The 17,349-nt window shown below is 70.0% G+C and carries 10 protein-coding genes; 9 read left to right on the top strand and 1 reads right to left on the bottom strand.

The features are described from left to right. Positions 1-140 precede the first annotated feature (140 nt). The 9 genes from O7542_RS18930 to O7542_RS18890 all read left to right on the top strand — a co-directional run bounded on the left by O7542_RS18930 (position 141) and on the right by O7542_RS18890 (position 16,965). On the top strand, positions 141-7,064 hold the full coding sequence (locus O7542_RS18930; protein ID WP_166455528.1) for an RHS repeat-associated core domain-containing protein: 6,924 nt from the start codon (positions 141-143) through the stop codon (positions 7,062-7,064). Positions 7,065-8,143: 1,079 nt separating this feature from the next. Then, complete coding sequence (locus O7542_RS18925; protein WP_247659786.1) at positions 8,144-9,199, top strand: hypothetical protein; 1,056 nt, start codon at positions 8,144-8,146, stop codon at positions 9,197-9,199. Positions 9,200-9,529: 330 nt separating this feature from the next. Then, the gene (rpsB, locus tag O7542_RS18920; protein ID WP_043325892.1) at positions 9,530-10,381 is read left to right on the top strand and encodes a 30S ribosomal protein S2; all 852 of its coding nucleotides are present in this window, start codon (positions 9,530-9,532) and stop codon (positions 10,379-10,381) included. A gap of 130 nt (positions 10,382-10,511) precedes the next feature. Further along, positions 10,512-11,339, top strand: a complete 828-nt coding sequence (gene tsf, locus O7542_RS18915) for a translation elongation factor Ts (RefSeq protein WP_064447054.1) — start codon at positions 10,512-10,514, stop codon at positions 11,337-11,339. Between the two features lie 158 nt (positions 11,340-11,497). Then, a complete protein-coding gene (gene pyrH, locus O7542_RS18910; RefSeq protein ID WP_043325891.1) occupies positions 11,498-12,265 on the top strand; it encodes a UMP kinase in 768 nt (255 codons plus the stop codon). Between the two features lie 87 nt (positions 12,266-12,352). Then, positions 12,353-12,910 carry a ribosome recycling factor gene (gene frr / locus O7542_RS18905; RefSeq protein ID WP_043325889.1) on the top strand — a complete coding sequence of 186 codons (558 nt, stop codon included), beginning with the start codon at positions 12,353-12,355 and terminating at the stop codon, positions 12,908-12,910. Between the two features lie 251 nt (positions 12,911-13,161). Next, positions 13,162-14,502, top strand: coding sequence for a phosphatidate cytidylyltransferase (locus O7542_RS18900; protein WP_281604972.1), 1,341 nt, complete (start codon positions 13,162-13,164; stop codon positions 14,500-14,502). A 104-nt stretch (positions 14,503-14,606) separates the two neighbouring features. Then, positions 14,607-15,752, top strand: a complete 1,146-nt coding sequence (gene rlmN, locus O7542_RS18895) for a 23S rRNA (adenine(2503)-C(2))-methyltransferase RlmN (protein ID WP_104113933.1) — start codon at positions 14,607-14,609, stop codon at positions 15,750-15,752. A 22-nt stretch (positions 15,753-15,774) separates the two neighbouring features. Further along, positions 15,775-16,965, top strand: coding sequence for a DivIVA domain-containing protein (locus O7542_RS18890; RefSeq protein WP_281604971.1), 1,191 nt, complete (start codon positions 15,775-15,777; stop codon positions 16,963-16,965). Between the two features lie 69 nt (positions 16,966-17,034). On the opposite strand, the gene O7542_RS18885 is transcribed toward O7542_RS18890, so the two are convergent. Beyond that, positions 17,035-17,259: a hypothetical protein gene (locus O7542_RS18885; RefSeq protein ID WP_082931019.1), complete on the bottom strand. Its 225-nt coding sequence runs from the start codon at positions 17,257-17,259 to the stop codon at positions 17,035-17,037. Positions 17,260-17,349 lie beyond the last annotated feature (90 nt).

The raw sequence follows: 17,349 nt of genomic DNA, 5'->3' as shown, positions 1-17,349 counted from the left end.
GCAACGCAGGTGCGGCAACCTCTCGTTCTTGAAGGGCAGAAATGAGAATCGATCGATCCGGCCGGCCGCAACCAGGCGGTGGGGGGATGCGGGTCAGCGTCGCGGTGCGACGGGGCGCCCGTCGTACCCTCGTCGCGGGGTTGGCCACGGTCCTCGCCGCCACGCTCGGTGGCCAGTTGCCGGCCCGCGCGGAGCGGCCGGAGCAGGCCTACCACCTAGACCCGCAGCGGTACTCCTCCGCCCCGCTGCACAAGGCCGCGTCCAGCAAGCGGATTCCCGACAAGGACGCCGCGGCGGCCAAGGTGCGGCGCCCCGCACCGGTCTGGCCAACGGCGGGCTCCGCCGAGGTGTCACTGGCGGCGACCGCCGGCGCAGCGGCAACACCGAGCCGGGCCGGGTCGCTGCCGGTCACGGTCCGGCCGGCTACCGCGTCCTCGGCCAACCGAAGCGCGGTGGCCGCGCCCGCCAAGGTCCGGGTCGAGGTCCTGCCGAAGGCCCAGGCCGAAGCGGCCGGCATCAACGGCCTACTGGTACGCCTCGGACGCACTGACGGGGTGCGGGCGGCCGGCCCGGTCGAGGTGGGTATCGACTACGCCGCCTTCGCGACCGCGTACGGCGGTGACTGGGCGTCGAGACTGCGGCTGGCGCAGCTGCCCGACTGTGCCCTGAGCACCCCCGCCGCAGCGGACTGCCGCAGCACGCCGTTGAACTCGCGTAACGACGTGCGGACCCGGACGGTCACCACGACCGTGTCGGTGCCCGAGGCCCAGGCCGCCGCGGTCTTCGCCCTGACCGCCGGCCCGTCCGGTGGAGCCGGCGACTTCGCCGCTTCCAGCCTCGCCTCCACGTCGTCGTGGAGCCACAGCGGTGCCACCGGCAGCTTCCAGTGGTCGTACCCGATGCGTGTCCCGCCGGGCCCCGGCGGACCGGAACCGACCCTCGGCCTCGGCTACTCGTCGCAGTCGGTGGACGGTCGGCACGCGGCGACCAACAACCAGCCGAGCCTGTTCGGGGAGGGCTTCGAGTTCTCCCCCGGCTTCGTCGAGCGGCGCTACAAGGCGTGCGCCGACGACATGGGTGGCAACGCGAACAACACGGTCAAGACCGGTGACCTGTGCTGGGGCCCGGAGAACGCCGTCATGTCGCTCAACGGCAGCACCGTCGAACTGCTCAAGGGCAGCGACGGCACCTGGCACCCCCGCAGCGAGAACGGAACCAAGGTCGAGCTGCTCACCGCGTCGGCGTACGCCAACGGCGACAACGACAACGAATACTGGAAGGTCACCGGCACCGACGGCACCCAGTACTGGTTCGGACGTCACCGGCTTCCCGGCTGGGCCACCGGCCGTCCGACGACCAACTCCGTGCTGACCGTCCCGGTGTACGGCAACAACCCGGGCGAACCCTGCAACGCCGGCACCTTCGCCGCCTCCGACTGCAACGGGAAGCCGCAGGCCTGGCGGTGGAATCTCGACTACGTCCAGGACATCCACGGCAACACCATGTCCTACTGGTGGGCCAAGGAGACCAACTACTACGCCAAGAACCTGACGGGCACGACGCCCGTCGTCTACGACCGGGCCGGCTACCTGACCCGCATCGATTACGGCAGCGACAACCGGGACGATAACGAGTACGCCGCCACGTCGCCGTACATCGAGAACGTGCCGGGACGTATCGAGTTCACGAACGTGGACCGGTGTCTGCAGAACTGCACCACGAAGAATGCGACGAACTGGCCGGACACTCCCTGGGACCAGAGTTGCACCGCCTCGACCAACCCGTGCACCAACGGCTCTCCCACGTTCTGGTCCGCAAAGCGCACCACGGAGATCACCACCAAGGCGTGGAAGGCGTCCGCCTCGGCCTACCAGAAGGCGGACTCGTGGACCTTCCGCCACGCGTTCCTCGACCCCGGTGACGGCACGAGGGCCGGTCTCTGGCTCGAAGGCATCACCCACAAGGGTCTCAACGGTGGCACGATCACGACGCCGGAGGTGACCTTCTCCGGCATCCAGATGCCGAACCGGGTGGACGCCGGCGGCAGCGACTGGGCCCTGGCGATGAACTGGCACCGGGTCAACCTGATCACCCTGGAGACCGGCGGGCAGATCTTCGTCACCTACAAGCAGCCGCAATGCGTCCGCGGCAGCGTGATGCCCTCGAAGGACGCGCTGGACAAGAACAAACTGCTCTGTTATCCGGTCGAGTGGGCACCCAACGGCAGGGACAAGGTCACCGACTTCTTCCACAAGTACGTCGTGGAGGAGGTCCAGCAGATCGACCCCACCGGAGGGTCGAGGCCGCTGCGCACCGCGTACGAGTACCTCAACACCAACAACGAGGCGTTGTGGCACCACGACGACGACACCGGCATCACTCCGAACGACCGCCGTACCTGGTCGCAGTGGCGTGGCTTCCCCCGCGTGGTGACCTACGTCGGTGAGGGCCCCGCGCGGACCAAGACCGAAACCCTCTACTACCGAGGGATGTACGGCGACAAGCTCGCCAACGGCAGCACCCGCACGACGCAAGTCCAGGGTCTGGAAGGCGGGGCGGTAAACGACTACGACCACTTCAGCGGCTCGCCCCGCGAGACGATCACCTGGCTGGACGGAAACGTCCTGTCCGCGACCGTATACACGATGTGGCGCTCCGAGGCGACGGCCACCCGGGCGGGAAGCCCAGTCGCCGAATCCCGGTACACCCGGGTACGCACGGTGAGTTCCCGCACCGCCACGGACTCCGGTTGGCGGCGCAGCACGTCGACCACCGACTTCGACGCCTACGGCATGCCGACCACCCAGGAGGACAGCCCCGACGGCGGCGCCACCGGGGACAAGCGGTGCAGCAAGACCGAGTACATCCGCAACGCCAACCGGTGGTTGCTCACGCCGGTCAAGCGAATCCACGGCTGGGTCGGGGCGTGCTCCACCACGCCCACCGACACCAACCAGATCCTCGGTGACGTCCGGTTCAGCTACGACGGGCAGGCGTACGGCACGGCGCCGGACAAGGGGCTGCTCACCGCGAGCGAGAAGATCGTCGACTTTGCCGGCGGCAACCGCACCTACCAGCAGGTGGGGACAGCCAAGTACGACCTTCGGGGCCGCACGACCGAGGTCACCGACATCGCCGGGAAGAAGACGACGACCGCGTACGTCCCGGCCACCGGTGGGCCGGTCACCCAGCGGACGACCACCAACCCGTTGCAGTGGACCACGACGGTGGACCTCGACCCGGCCACCGGCCTCGCGCTCAAGAGCACCGACGTCAACAACTACGTCACCGAGTACACCTACGATGCCCTGGGCCGCGCCCTCCAGGTGTGGTTGCCCAACCGGCAGCGGGCGAACAACCCCACCACGCCGTCGACCAGCTATGCCTACACGCTGTCGAAGACGGCGCCGTCGTACGTGGTGACCACCGCGGTGAACGCTCTCGGTGGTAGCGACACCTCGTACATGATCTTCGACGCGCTGGGCCGCCAGCGGCAGACGCAGGAACCGGCCCATCGCAGCGGCCGGATCATGACCGAGACGTTCTACGACGCGGCCGGTCGCATCTACAAGTCCAACTCGGCCTACTACGACTCCGGCGCGATCGACACCTCGACCATCAGATCGCGGCTCGACCAGGACGTGCCGAGCCAGACCCAGGCGATCTACGACAACGCCGGCCGACAGACTCACTCCCTGCTTCTCGGCTCGGTCGCGAGCGTCCAGGTCGAGAAGGCCAGAACCTCGACCACGTATCACGGTGACCACGTCACCGTGGAGCCTCCGGTCGGGCAGGCCGCCACCACGGTATGGACCGACCCGTACGGCCGGACGGAGAAGCTCTGGCAGTACCACGGGCGGACCGCCACCGGGACCTACGACGAGACCATGTACACCTACCACCCGGTGGGGCAGTTGGCCACCGTCAAGGACCCGTCCGGCAACACCTGGTCCTACGCCTACGACATCCAGGGCCGGTTGATCTCGTCGAGCGACCCGGACGCCGGCACGTCCACCAGGAAGTACAACACCCTCGGGGAGTTGGAGAGGACTACCGACTCCCGCCCCGACACGCCTGACCTCTGGTACGCCTACGACGAGGTCGGACGGCTACGCACCACCCACGAGGGCAGCCTGACGGGGCAGAAGCGCACGGAGTTGACCTACGACTCGCCGGTCAAGGGCATCGCCACGTCGTCGTCGCGGTGGATCGGGTCCGAGGAGTACCGCTCCGAGGTCGTGACTGTCGACAAGATGTACAACACGACGCAGACCAAGCTCACCCTCCCGGCGTCGCAGGCCGGCTTCTGCGGTATCGGCAAGGTCACCTGTAGCTTCACGTCCAAGGCGACCTTCCTGGGCGATGGCTCACCCAACACGCTCACCATTCCGGCCGCGGGTGGCCTCGACCAGGAGGTGCTGAACTACAAGTACGACACCACGTACGCGATGCTGGACCGGTTGGCGACCGACTACATCGACGCCACCTACTACGTGGTCGACGCCGGCTACAGCGACCTGCACGAACTGAACACCATCACCCGCGCCACCGCGCTGACGGGTGCGAAGTCGGTCCAGAGCAAGAACTCGTACGACGAGACCACGGGCCGGGTCAGCAGCAGTTCGGTGACCCGCTCAGTCGCCCCCTCGTATGTGCTGAACACGTTCTACGACTACGACGCCAGCGGCAACATCACCAAGATCGATGACAACACGGGTGCCCGCCCCCGCGACACCCAGTGCTTCACCTACGACCACCAGCGCCGGCTCACCGAGGCGTGGACTCCGGCTTCCTTCGACTGCACGGCGAAACCGCAGACCGAGACACAACTGGGCGGCCCGGCACCGTACTGGCAGCAGTGGTCGTTCGGCGCGCCGAACGACCCGGAGGGCCGCATCGGCAACCGTCGCACCCAGATCGAGCGCGGGACCCCGACGGGGACGGTGACGACGTCCTACTCCTACCCGACGGCGGGCACGCCGCAGTCGCACCGGCTCAACGGGTGGAGCCGGACCGACAACACCGGCACCACCACCGGCTCGTACACCTACGACGAGGCCGGCAACACGAAGAGCCGGCCCGGCAAGTCCGGGCAGCAAGCCCTCACCTGGGACGTCGAGGGGCACCTGGCCTCGGTGACCGACAGCACCGGCACCAGCTCCTACATCTACGACGCGGGCGGCAACCGGCTCATCGCCACCGATCCCACCGGAAGCACCCTGTTCCTCGGGGATCAGGAAATCCGCAAGAACGGCACCACGGGGCAGGTGACGGCCACCCGCTACTACTCGTTCGGCGGGGAGGTGGTCGCGCAGCGCACCGTCACCGGCATCACCTGGCTGGCCAGTGACCACCAGGGGACCTCGCAGGTCAGCGTCGCCAACGACACGAACCAGACCATCACCCAGCGCCGTCAGACGCCGTACGGGTCGCCCCGGGGTGCGGCGGTTACCTGGCCCAACCAACAGGGGTTCCTCGGTGGTTATCAGGATCCCACCGGCCTGACCCATCTCGGAGCCCGTGAATACGACCCGACCATCGGCCGGTTCATCTCGGTCGACCCGATCAACGACCCGGGCAACCCACAGCAGCTGTCCGCCTACGCCTACGCGTCGAACAACCCGGTTACGTTCAGCGACCCGAGCGGTCTGATCATCCCCGAGTACCTCAACCCGACGGCCAACAACATTGTTGTTTGCAGCGGCCTCGGGGGCTATGCGTGCCAGAACTACGCGGAGGGCAAGACCGGCCAGGGCCATGGTCCCAGTCGCAACGACGGCAGTGGGGGGCCGACGAAGAAGACCGGCCGACAGAAGACGCACGAGTCCCTTGAGGCGTGTGGCCTTTTCCTCATCGGTCTGGGCGCGGGATGTGACGGCGTCAACGCGGTCATTTACGCCACCGAAGGAAACTGGCGGGAGGCCGCGCTGTCCGGCGTCTCGGTCGTGCCCGGACTCGACTGGGCCTGCAAGCTCGGCAGGTGGTGCAAGAAGGTCATCGACTGGGGAGCCGACAAGGCCGGCGCAGTCGTGGCGCGCATCAGGTGGGGCAAGCCCCCGTCGATCAACCCGGCGGCCGAGGCCAAAGAGATGGCCTTGCTGAAGAAGGAGATCCGGGAGACTCCGCGGCCACCGGCACCGAAGACGCCCGAACCTCCGAAAAAGGAGCCCGTCGCGCCGGCCAAGGGCAAGACCGGCGGAAACAACGGCGGAGGCGCACCCAGCTCCAAGGGCGGCTGCCCGACACACAGTTTCTCGCCGGACACCCCGGTCCTCATGGCCGACGGGACGACGCAGCCGATCGCCGAGGTGCGTGAGGGCGACCAGGTCCTCGCCCACGACCCCGAGCGCGGGGCCACCAGTGCCCAGACGGTGGAAAAGCTGCACATCAACCGGGACGACGCCCTGACCGACCTGGTCGTCCGCGACGGCAAGGGCGCTGTGTCGACGATCGACACCACGCAGCACCACCCGTTCTGGAGCGTCACCCGCGAGCAGTGGGTCGGCGCGGGTGAGCTTAAGGCCGCCGAAGGGCTGCTCGCGGCGGACGGGTCGACGGTGAACGTCGTCAAGGTCCGCAACTTCAGCGGCAGCGAGGTGATGCGCGACCTGACGGTCTCCGTCGTCCACACGTACTATGTGGTGGCCGGCAACACTCCGGTACTCGTGCACAACTGCGGATCTGAGGCTAGAGCCGCAGCGCGATCAGCGCCCGAAGACGCCACGATGACTGCCGCAGCCCGGTTTCGAGGGACCGACATGGTTTCGATCGGCCACTCTGGCCATTCGTCCCGTCCAGCCTATTTCGAGCCCGAGATCGATTCCGCTCTTGCGGATGGCGGGCAGATTGCGGGCCGAGGGGCCGACAACTGCGCGGAGATTCGGGCTTGCAACGCTCTTATCGCAGAGCACGGAGCGGCGTTCGAGGCTCGAGCCGGACGCTCGCTACGTTTGAGTGACATCGAGTTCTTGACTGTTCGCAATGCAACTGGTGTCTCGGAGGCGGCATGCCTATCCTGTCAAAGCGTCCTCGTGCGGCGTGGAGCGACTGACCTGTCAAGGTGAACTATGCATGAAGCAGAACTGTTCGGGTTCCTCGGCTCGTCCAATTCGAGGGCGGCTGGCGGGTTGCCTGAAATAGAAGTTGTCGCGGCGAATCTGAAGCGGGCAGGATTTGAGTGTCACGAGGAGGGTCACGCATTCTTGGGTCAATACATCGGCCTGACGGTTGAGCATCCTCCAACCCTCCTCATCGCTGGGGAAAGGATTGCCAGCTGGACTCGGTTTGAACCGTCGGCCGTATGTACAGTGCGGGACGCGAGGATATCCCGGCGCTGTGCGACAGTGGCTGGCGTCGCTCTCATGCCAGTTGGAGTCGACAGCTTTCATTTGACCATATATTCAGGGAGTGATGGCAGGTTTTACGCGGGATTCGATTCCTCGGTCTACCGATATGGGAATAGTCGGAACGACATGTTCTCGATGATGAAGAATGGAGTCCGCCCATCCTTCTTGGGCGACTGGGCGGCTCAGTGAGCCTGTGGCGGCGGGGCTTATTGAGCTTTCCCGCTCAGGATGCCCGGAGTGGTTGGATGCGTCCAAGCCGCCACCGCCACAACTCACAGCTATGCTATTGCTGCGCAACGTGAGTGGGCGTGGAGACGAATGCCTCCGGTTGTGGAGTGGGCTGCCCCAGTTAGCTACTCCGCGGGCAGGAGGCGTTCGGCTTCCCATGCCAACGCTGCCCTGAGTGCCGGCGCGTCTTCGGTTGTGTCTCATCGGGGTGAGGGTGACATGCTGAGTAGTGCCCTGGCTTCCGCTGGCTGCCACGAAGAGGTGGGTCGCTGAGGGGGCGGCGTTACGGGGGCATGTCCGTCGTGGCCGAAGATTTGCCCCGTTCGGCCCTACGTGGCCTCTTGGTGCACCCGTTGGTCGGCGGCCTGCGGATCGGTCAAGTGGTGCACCTCAGCGGGGCGGGTTCGACGGTAGCGAGTGCCAGCAGGCGTCGAGCCTCACTAGGCGACCGTCGCGCCCAACTCACGAGATGCGACGATCCGATGACGCGAGATAGTCCGTGCGAGCTGGGACGATGTCCCACCAGACCCGAATGGCGCGGCTGGAGCCGGTCGCATACCGTGCCGGTCGTGGACGGACGACGGAGCTATCCCGAGGATGAGCAGGGGTCGCGATGGGGCGACCGCGGATACGAGTCGGACTGGCGCGCCGCGGGTGAGCCCCGCTACCGCGACGACGACTACCGCACGCCGGAGCAGCGGGCCGGTGAGAGCCGGTACGCCGAGCCGGGCCGGTACTCCGCCGCCGACCCGCTGGTGGACGACACGAGCAGTTGGCGGTCGCAGCGGCCGGACGACCCGGAGGTCTCCGGTGAGCTGCCCGGGTCACGTGCCGGGCGGCGGGCGGCCCGCGAGTCCGCGGACGATTCGCTCGCCGCGGTGTCCCGCAGCGGTGTGGACGCGCTCGGCACCGCCGCACACGGCAACCCGCTGAGCGCGGTGCCGGCGAGCCCGCTCGGCACCCCGGCCTCCGACGGCGCGTCCCGTACCGGCGGCGACCCGTACGGCCTGGCCGCTCACAACGCCGATCCCCGCGGTGGCGGTAACGCGCTGGCCCTCGGCGGCGCTGCCGGCCAGGCCGGTCCGGGGCCGCTCGGCGGCTACCCGATCGTGGACACCGGCCGGTCGGCCGAGCCGCCGGTGACCGGTGGGACGGACCCGTCGGCCGCGGCGCGGCTCAACCCCGGCGAGGCGACTCCGCTGCGGATCGGTGAGCGCCCGGCCGGTCCGGCCGAGCCGGCGGCGACCCCGAATCCGCTGGAGATGCCGACCGGCCCGATGCCGGCACTCATGCCACGACCGGACGGTCCGCCGCCCGGTGACGGCGTCTACCGGACCCGGCGTCCGGCGCTCGCGGTGCTGCTGGCGGTGATGGTGCTGGTGCTGGAGGTGCCGGCGGTACGGGTGTTGCTGCACGGCCTGTTCGGCGACCCGGTGTCGACGTCGCACGTGGTGGTGGGCATGTTCCTGACCGTCGGGCTGCCGATCTTCGGAACCGGCCTGTACGGGCTGCGTACCGGCGGGCTGGCGCTCGCCGACGGCAGCCGGGGCTGGCTGCGCCCGCCGACGGCGTACCTGACGGTCGGGCTGGTCCTCTTCCTCGCCGCAGCCCTCGCGGCGGGCTGAGCGGGTGGACGACCGCTGAACCAGTACGCCGAAGTGGCGGTGTCACAGGCAGGTTGACACCGCCACTTCGCCGTACCGGAGTCGATCAAGGTTTGAGCAAGGCCGCCTCCCGCACCCGAGGGCCGTGCGGCGGACAGGGCGCGTACACTGGTCGACTGGCGACCGCCTCGTGCGGTCGACCTCGCGTGCCCTCTCCACGGTCTCCTCCGTGGGGCGACGGCCTCCCTGGTCCCGGTTCTTCACCCGGGCCCACCCCGGCCGCCGACCGGGCGCCAGGCGTCCGGCCGCCGGCCGGACGGACAACCAGGGACACAGTAGGAGTAACCCACCATGGCCGTCGTGACCATGCGTCAGCTGCTGGAAAGCGGTGTGCACTTCGGGCACCAGACCCGGCGCTGGAACCCGAAGATGAAGCGCTTCATCTTCACCGAGCGCAACGGTATCTACATCATCGACCTGCGCCAGACGCTCGACTACATCGAGAAGGCGTACGAGTTCGTCCGCACCACCGTCGCCGGTGGCGGCAGCATCCTGTTCGTCGGCACCAAGAAGCAGGCCCAGGAGGCCATCGCCGAGCAGGCGACCCGGGTCGGCCAGCCGTACGTCAACCACCGCTGGCTCGGTGGCATGCTGACCAACTTCCAGACCGTGTACAAGCGGCTGCAGCGGATGAAGGAGCTGGAGGCCCTGGGTGACCTGAGCGGCACCGCCGCCGGTTACACCAAGAAGGAGACGCTCCAGCTCTCCCGCGAGAAGATCAAGCTCACCAAGACCCTCGGTGGTCTGCGGGACATGCAGAAGCTCCCGGCCGCGGTCTGGATCGTCGACACCAAGAAGGAGCACATCGCCGTCGACGAGGCCCGCAAGCTGGGCATCCCGGTGATCGCGGTGCTCGACACCAACTGCGACCCGGACGAGGTCGACTTCCCGATCCCGGGCAACGACGACGCCATCCGCTCGGCCGAGCTGCTGACCAAGGTCGTCGCCGCCGCCGTCGCCGACGGTCTGATCGCCCGCTCCGGCCGTAACCGGGGCGCGGACGAGAAGCCCGAGGCCGGCCAGGTCGCCGCCGACGAGCCGCTGGCCGAGTGGGAGCGTGAGCTGCTCGAGGAGCCGAAGAAGGCCGACGAGCAGCCCGCCGCCGCCGCTGCCGAGCAGCCGGCGACCGCCGCCGCCGAGTGATCTCGCCGTCGCGTGCCCACCGTCGGCGATTCCCGGCGGTGGGGCGCGACGGGTACGCCGGGCGGCAGCACCGGCCCGGAACCGGGTAACCAGCACCCCAGACCACCTCACTGACACCGAAGAGAGAGTCATGTCCAACTTCACCGCCGCGGACGTCAAGAAGCTCCGCGACCTCACCGGCGCCGGCATGATGGACTCCAAGAAGGCGCTGACGGAGGCCGAGGGCGACTTCGACAAGGCCGTCGAGATCCTGCGCGTCAAGGGCGCCAAGGACGTCGGCAAGCGGGCCGGCCGCACCGCCGCCAACGGGCTCGTCGCCCACTCCGGCCAGGCGCTGCTCGAGCTCAACTGCGAGACGGACTTCGTCGCCAAGAACGACGCCTTCATCGCGCTGGCCCAGCAGCTCGTCGAGCACGGCGTGGCCAGCGGCGCCACCAACGCCGAGGAGCTGCTCGCCAGCAGCATCGACGGCAAGAGCGTGGCCGACCTGATCCAGGAGCAGTCCGCCAAGATCGGCGAGAAGCTGGTGCTCAACCGCTTCGCCAAGCTGGACGGCACCACCGCGGTCTACCTGCACCGCAAGAGCCAGGACCTGCCCCCGGCGGTCGGCGTGCTCGTGGAGTTCACCGGCAAGAACGACGAGGCGGCGGACGCCGACGCGCGCGCCGTGGCCATGCAGATCGCCGCGATGCGGCCGAAGTACCTCACCCGCGACGAGGTGCCGGCCGAGACCGTCGAGTCGGAGCGGCGCATCGCCGAGCAGACCGCCCGCGAGGAGAACAAGCCCGAGGCGGCGCTGCCGAAGATCGTCGAGGGCCGGGTGAACGCCTTCTTCAAGGACTTCGTCCTGCTGGAGCAGGCGTCGGTCGCCGACAACAAGAAGACCGTCAAGCAGGTGCTGGCCGACGCCGGCATCGAGGTGACCCGCTTCCTGCGGTTCGAGGTCGGCCAGGCCTGAGCCGCCGCGCCGGGCCTTCCGGGCCCGGGCACAGGGGAGAACGTCGACGAGGAGGCCGCCGGTGTACGCGACAGGCACCGCGGCCTCCTCGTCACATAGGGTCGGCAAGGGCACGTACGCGACGCCCGCGCTATGCGCGGGGAGAAGGGGCGGGGCGGATGACGCAGGTTGTGAGTGACCGGAGCCTGGCGATGGAGGATCCGACCGCGCCTCCTCCCGGTCGGTCCCGCCGGGTGGTGCTGAAGCTCTCCGGTGAGGTCTTCGGCGGCGGCGCGATCGGTGTCGACCCCGACGTCGTGCAGGGCATCGCCCGGCAGATCGCCACCGTCGTACGCCGTGGTGTGCAGGTCTCCGTGGTGGTCGGCGGCGGCAACTTCTTCCGCGGCGCCGAGCTGCAGAAGCGGGGCATGGACCGGGCCCGCGCGGACTACATGGGCATGCTCGGCACGGTCATGAACTGCCTGGCCCTCCAGGACTTCCTGGAGAAGGAGGGCATCGAGACCCGGGTGCAGACCGCGATCACCATGGCCCAGGTCGCCGAGCCGTACATCCCGCTGCGGGCGATCCGGCACCTGGAGAAGGGCCGCGTGGTCATCTTCGGCGCGGGCGCCGGCATGCCGTACTTCTCCACCGACACCGTGGCCGCCCAGCGGGCGCTGGAGATCCGCGCGGACGTGGTGCTGATGAGCAAGAACGGCGTGGACGCGGTGTACACCGCCGACCCCCGGATCGACCCGACCGCGAGCAAGCTCGACTCGATCACTTTCTCCGAGGTGCTGCGCCGTAACCTGCGGGTGGCCGACGCCGCCGCGTTCAGCCTCTGCATGGAGAACGGCCTGCCGATGCTGGTCTTCGGCGCCCAGGGCGACGACACCATCGTCCGGGCCGTCGCCGGTGAGAAGATCGGCACCCTGATCACCGCCTGACCGGCCCGCCGGATCGACAAGCGGTCCCTCTGCCACGGCGGCACCCGCACTACCCACGACGAGCGACAGAAGGAGGCGAGGAGACCGGTGATCGACGACACCCTCCTCGAGGCGGAGGAGAAGATGGAGCGTGCCATCGAGCACGCCAAGGAGGAGTTCGGCGGGATCCGTACCGGTCGCGCCAACGCCGCCATGTTCTCCCGGATCGTCATCGACTACTACGGCAGCCCGACCCCGCTGCCGCAGATGGCCTCCATCGCGGTGCCCGAGCCCCGCATGGTGATCATCAAGCCGTACGACAACTCGCAGCTGGGCGCCATGGAGAAGGCGATCCGCGACTCGGACCTCGGGGCCAACCCGAACAACGAGGGCAACCAGCTCCGCATCGTCCTGCCGCAGATGACCGAGGAGCGGCGCCGGGAGATGATCAAGGTCGCCCGGCAGAAGGGCGAGGAGGCCAAGGTCGCCGTCCGCAACATCCGCCGCAAGGCCAAGGAGGAGCTGGACCGCCTGGTCAAGGACGGCGAGGTCGGCGAGGACGAGGGCCGGCGCGCGGAGAAGGAGCTGGACGACCTGACCCAGCGTTTCGTCGCTACCGTCGACGAGCTGGTCAAGCACAAGGAGAACGAGCTGCTCGAGGTCTGAGCGCGCGCGTACCCCGCACGGCACCGCCGCCGTCGCCCGCACGGGCGGCGGCCCGGTGCCGTCGTCGTGCCCGGCGGCGCAGACCCTCGGGGCTCCGGCGGGTGCAGTAGGCTCGGCACGATTCCCGGCCACCACGGGGTGAACGGCGGGGGTCGCCCGGCCGTCGGTCGGTCAACAGAAGTCTCACGCCGGTAGGGGATGGTTTTGGTCTTGCGTCATGTGGTGGCTCTCGTACCGGCTGCCGGTGCGTGATGTCCCACCCCGACCCCTACGGCAGCACCGAGCCGCGTGGCTGGGACCGTCCGGCCCCCGCTCTGCCCTGGCCGGACACCGATCTGGAGCCGGGCCCCTGGCGGCCCGCTCCGGCGGCGCCCACCCACCCGACCGAGCCGGGCGGCTACGCCCGCCCCGGCGCCGCCCCGGACACGTACGCCGCCCCGGACACGTACGCCGCCCCGGACACGTACGCCGCCCCGGACACGTACGCCGGGCCGTACCCGAACAGCGGTCGGCGCCACGACGGACCGGGCCGGTACGACGGACCGCCGGCCGGCGACCGCGGCCGGCCCGACGGGCCGGAGCGCCGCGGCCCGTGGGGTGCGCCGGCCCGCGACGACGAGTACCCGACCGCGCAGATCGCGCCGGTGCGCGACGAGCCCACCGACCAGATCCCGGCGGTACGCGACGAGCCCGAGCCCGAGCCGCCGCCCGGTCGCCGGGGTCGGGGGCGACGGCGGGCGAGCGCCGAGCGTCCGCCGACCACCACGCCGACGACGTCCCGGGCGGGGCGCAACCTGCCGGCCGCGATCGGCGTCGGGGTGGCCCTCGGCGCCGCGGTGGTGGTGCCGCTGTTCTTCTTCATGCCGGCGTTCCTGGCCGTGCTGGCGACCGCGGTCGGGATCGGCATCTGGGAGATGGCCCGCGCGGTACGCCGCAGCGGCGCCCACCCGCCGCTGGCGCCGCTGGTCGCCGGTGGCGTGATCACGGTGGGCCTGGCGTGGTTCGCCGGCCCGGACGCGCTCTGCCTCGGCCTGCTGGTCACGGTGCTCGGCACGATGATCTGGCGGCTGGGCGACGGGCCGGGCAACTACCAGCGCGACCTCACTGCGGCCACCCTGATCGCGGTGTACGTGCCGTTCCTCGCCGGGTTCGCGGCCATGCTCGCGGCGGCGCCGGGCGACGGGCACCTGCGGGTCCTGGTGACGCTCGTCGCGGTGGTGCTCTCCGACACCGGCGGGTACGCGGCCGGCGTGTCGTTCGGCAAGCACCCGATGGCGCCCACGATCAGCCCGAAGAAGTCCTGGGAGGGCTTCGCCGGCTCGGTGACCGCCGCGGCGGCGGGCAGCGCGGTGCTGCTGTGGGTGTTGTTCGACGTGGCGCCCTGGTGGGGCGCGCTGTTCGGGATGGCGATCTCGGTCTCCGCGGTGCTCGGCGACCTCGCCGAGTCGATGATCAAGCGGGATCTCGGCGTCAAGGACATGAGCAACCTGCTGCCCGGGCACGGCGGTCTGATGGACCGGCTCGACTCGATCCTGTTCGCGGTGCCGGTGGCCTACCTTCTGCTCGCCGTGTTCGTCCCGGTGGTGAGCTGAGGTATGCGTCACGGCGGAGACCCGCGGCGGGCCGGGCGGCCGGGGGCGATTCGACACGTACGGACGGGTGCGTCCGGGCGGGAGCGTGTCAGACTGGACGCGCCATGACGAGTCTCCCGCTGATCTCCGTAGACCCCGACGCCCGCGGCCGCCGACCCTCGATGCCTCCGCGCCACCTCGCCGACCTGGACCTGTCCGGCCGGCAGGCGCTCGTCACCGAGCTGGGCGAGCCGGCGTTCCGCGCCAAGCAGGTCTCCAACCACTACTTCGGCCGCCTGGTGCGCGACCCGGAGCGGATGACCGACCTGCCGGCGGCGACCCGGGAGCGGCTGGCGGGTGAGCTGCTGCCCACCCTGCTCACCCCGGTACGCGAGCTGGCCTGCGACGACGGCGCGACCCGTAAGGCGCTCTGGCGGCTGCACGACGGCTCGCTCGTGGAGAGCGTGCTGATGGGCTACCCGGACCGGGTGACCGTCTGCATCTCCAGCCAGGCCGGGTGCGGCATGGCCTGCCCGTTCTGCGCGACCGGCCAGGCCGGCCTGACCCGCAACCTGTCCACCGCCGAGATCGTCGACCAGGCGGTCTACCTGGCCGGGGTGGCCGCCTCCGGCGCGGTGTCCGGCTCGCCGCCGCGGCTGTCGCACGTGGTGTTCATGGGCATGGGCGAGCCGCTGGCCAACTACTCGCGGGTGGTGGCGGCGATCCGCCGGCTGGTCGCTCCGGCGCCGGAGGGCCTGGGCCTGTCGCAGCGGCACATCACCGTCTCCACGGTCGGGCTGGTCCCGGCGATCCGGCGACTGGCCAGCGAAGACCTCTCCGTGACCCTTGCGTTGTCGCTGCATGCCCCCGATGATGAGCTGCGCGACGAACTCGTCCCGGTCAACCAGCGCTGGAAGGTGTCCGAGGTGCTGGACGCGGCGTGGGACTACGCGGCCACGACGGGGCGTCGCGTGTCCATCGAATACGCGATGATCAAGGACGTGAACGACCAGCCGTGGAGAGCAGATCTGCTCGGGCGGCTGTTGGCCGGCAAGCTGGCCCACGTGAACCTGATCCCGCTCAACCCGACTCCGGGCAGCCGCTGGGACGCCAGCCCGAAGCCGGTCGAGCGGGAGTTCGTCCGGCGGTTGCGCGACGCCGGGGTGTCGACCACCGTGCGGGACACCCGGGGACGCGAGATCGACGGGGCGTGTGGCCAGCTCGCCGCCGCCGGGGACACGGACGGCGACTCACGCGCGGCAACGGCGTAGCGGTACGAGACCAGGAGACATAGTGGCGAGTCAGGGTCAGCGTTTCCGGCGTAAGGCGCTCCGCCGGGGATACAAGGTCGACGAGGTCGACGCCTTCCTGGACCGAGTCGAGGCGACACTCGCCGGTCAGCCGGTCGGCGCGCCCGTGGCCTCCCAGGAGGTCCACGACGTCGTCTTCCGGGTCCGCTTCAACGGCTACGACGAGTGGCAGGTGGACCTGCACCTCGACCGGGTCGAGCGGCAGCTCGCCGAGCTGGAGGAGCGCGGTGGCGCCCCCGCCGGGCGCGGTGGCGACCCCCGGATTCCCGACCGGCTCGGCCCGCCGATGCGCGACGACAGGGGCATGTCGCCGGTGCCGCAGCCGCCGATGCCGCCCCGGCAGATGCCGGCCCAGCCCGGCCCGCCCGCCGACCGCTACGGCAGCCGCTACGACGAGCCGACCGGCGCGTTCGCCGGCGGGTACGACGGCCCGCGCGGTGGCTACGACGGCCCGCGTGGCCCGGGCGGCCCAGGCCCGATGGGCCCGGGCGCGCCGATCGGGCACGGCGGCCCGCCGCCGCGTGGCCTGCCGCCCGGCCCCGGCGGCTACGGCCAGGACACCGGTCCGGGCGGCTACGGCCAGGACACCGGTCCGGGCGGCTACGGCCAGGACAGCGGCGGGTACGGCCAGGACAGCGGCCCCGGCGGGTACGGCCAGGAGGAGCGCTTCGACGGCTTCGAGGCCGGCCGGCGCGGGCGTGCCGACATGACCGCCGAGATCCGCATGCCCGAGCGTGAGCTGCGTGGTCGTGGCCCGGGTGGCCCGCCCGCGCTGCCGCAGCAGGGCTACGGCGCGCCGGAGCCCGGTTACGGGCCGCCGGACCAGGGTTACGGCCCCGGCCCTTCGATGACCGGCCCGCCGCTGGTGACCCCGCCGGTCGCCGGTCCGCCGATGGTGGGCCCGCCGATGGCCGGCCCGCCCGGCAGCGACCTCTACCGGGTCGACCAGATCCGGCGCAGCTTCCAGGTCCGCCGGTTCGGCAGCGGGTACGACCCGGACCAGGTCGACCGGTTCTTCGACACGCTGCTCGGCGGCATGCAGGGCCGCAACCCGATGCCGGTGAACCCGAAGGACCTCGACACGCTGCGTTTCGGGCTGGTGCCCGGCGGCTACTTCGAGGCCGAGGTCGACGCCGCGCTCAAGGACGTGCAGGACATCCTGCTCGGCCGCTGACCCGCACCCGACGACGAAGGGCCCACCCCGCGAGGGGTGGGCCCTTCCGCGTACCGTTTGCGCCGCTCGTCAGGACCGCAGGCCGTTGCGGCGCAGCACGGCGTCGCCGATGACGATGGCGACCAGCAGCCCGGCGATCCCGAACAGCCAGATGTGCTCCACCCGGCCCTCCTCGATCCCGCAGAGCGCCATCAGAACCAAGACCAGCGCCGACAGCAACGCGCCGATCCGTCCGGACTTGCGGTGCCCGGGCTTGTGCTGATCTGGCGCGGTTACCGGCTCGTCTCCTGCCACTGTCGGTCCTTCCCTCGCGATCGGATCTCCGATCAGTCTGGCACGCCCTCAACCGGCCCCGGCGCAGGGTCCGGCCTCCGGTGCGCTTGA

The sequence above is a fragment of the Micromonospora sp. WMMC264 genome (assembly GCF_027497275.1).
Taxonomy (GTDB): Bacteria; Actinomycetota; Actinomycetes; order Mycobacteriales; family Micromonosporaceae; genus Micromonospora; species Micromonospora chalcea.
The sequence above is the reverse complement of the archived record's forward strand: the minus strand, read 5'-3'. Positions and strand labels throughout refer to the sequence as shown.

Bases quoted from the DNA above. Each gene is read 5' to 3' on its own strand.
- rpsB (WP_043325892.1), top strand. From the start codon at position 9,530: ATGGCCGTCGTGACCATGCGTCAGCTGCTGGAAAGCGGTGTGCACTTC.
- rlmN (WP_104113933.1), top strand. From the start codon at position 14,607: ATGACGAGTCTCCCGCTGATCTCCGTAGACCCCGACGCCCGCGGCCGC.
- O7542_RS18900 (WP_281604972.1), top strand. From the start codon at position 13,162: ATGTCCCACCCCGACCCCTACGGCAGCACCGAGCCGCGTGGCTGGGAC.
- tsf (WP_064447054.1), top strand. From the start codon at position 10,512: ATGTCCAACTTCACCGCCGCGGACGTCAAGAAGCTCCGCGACCTCACC.
- pyrH (WP_043325891.1), top strand. From the start codon at position 11,498: ATGACGCAGGTTGTGAGTGACCGGAGCCTGGCGATGGAGGATCCGACC.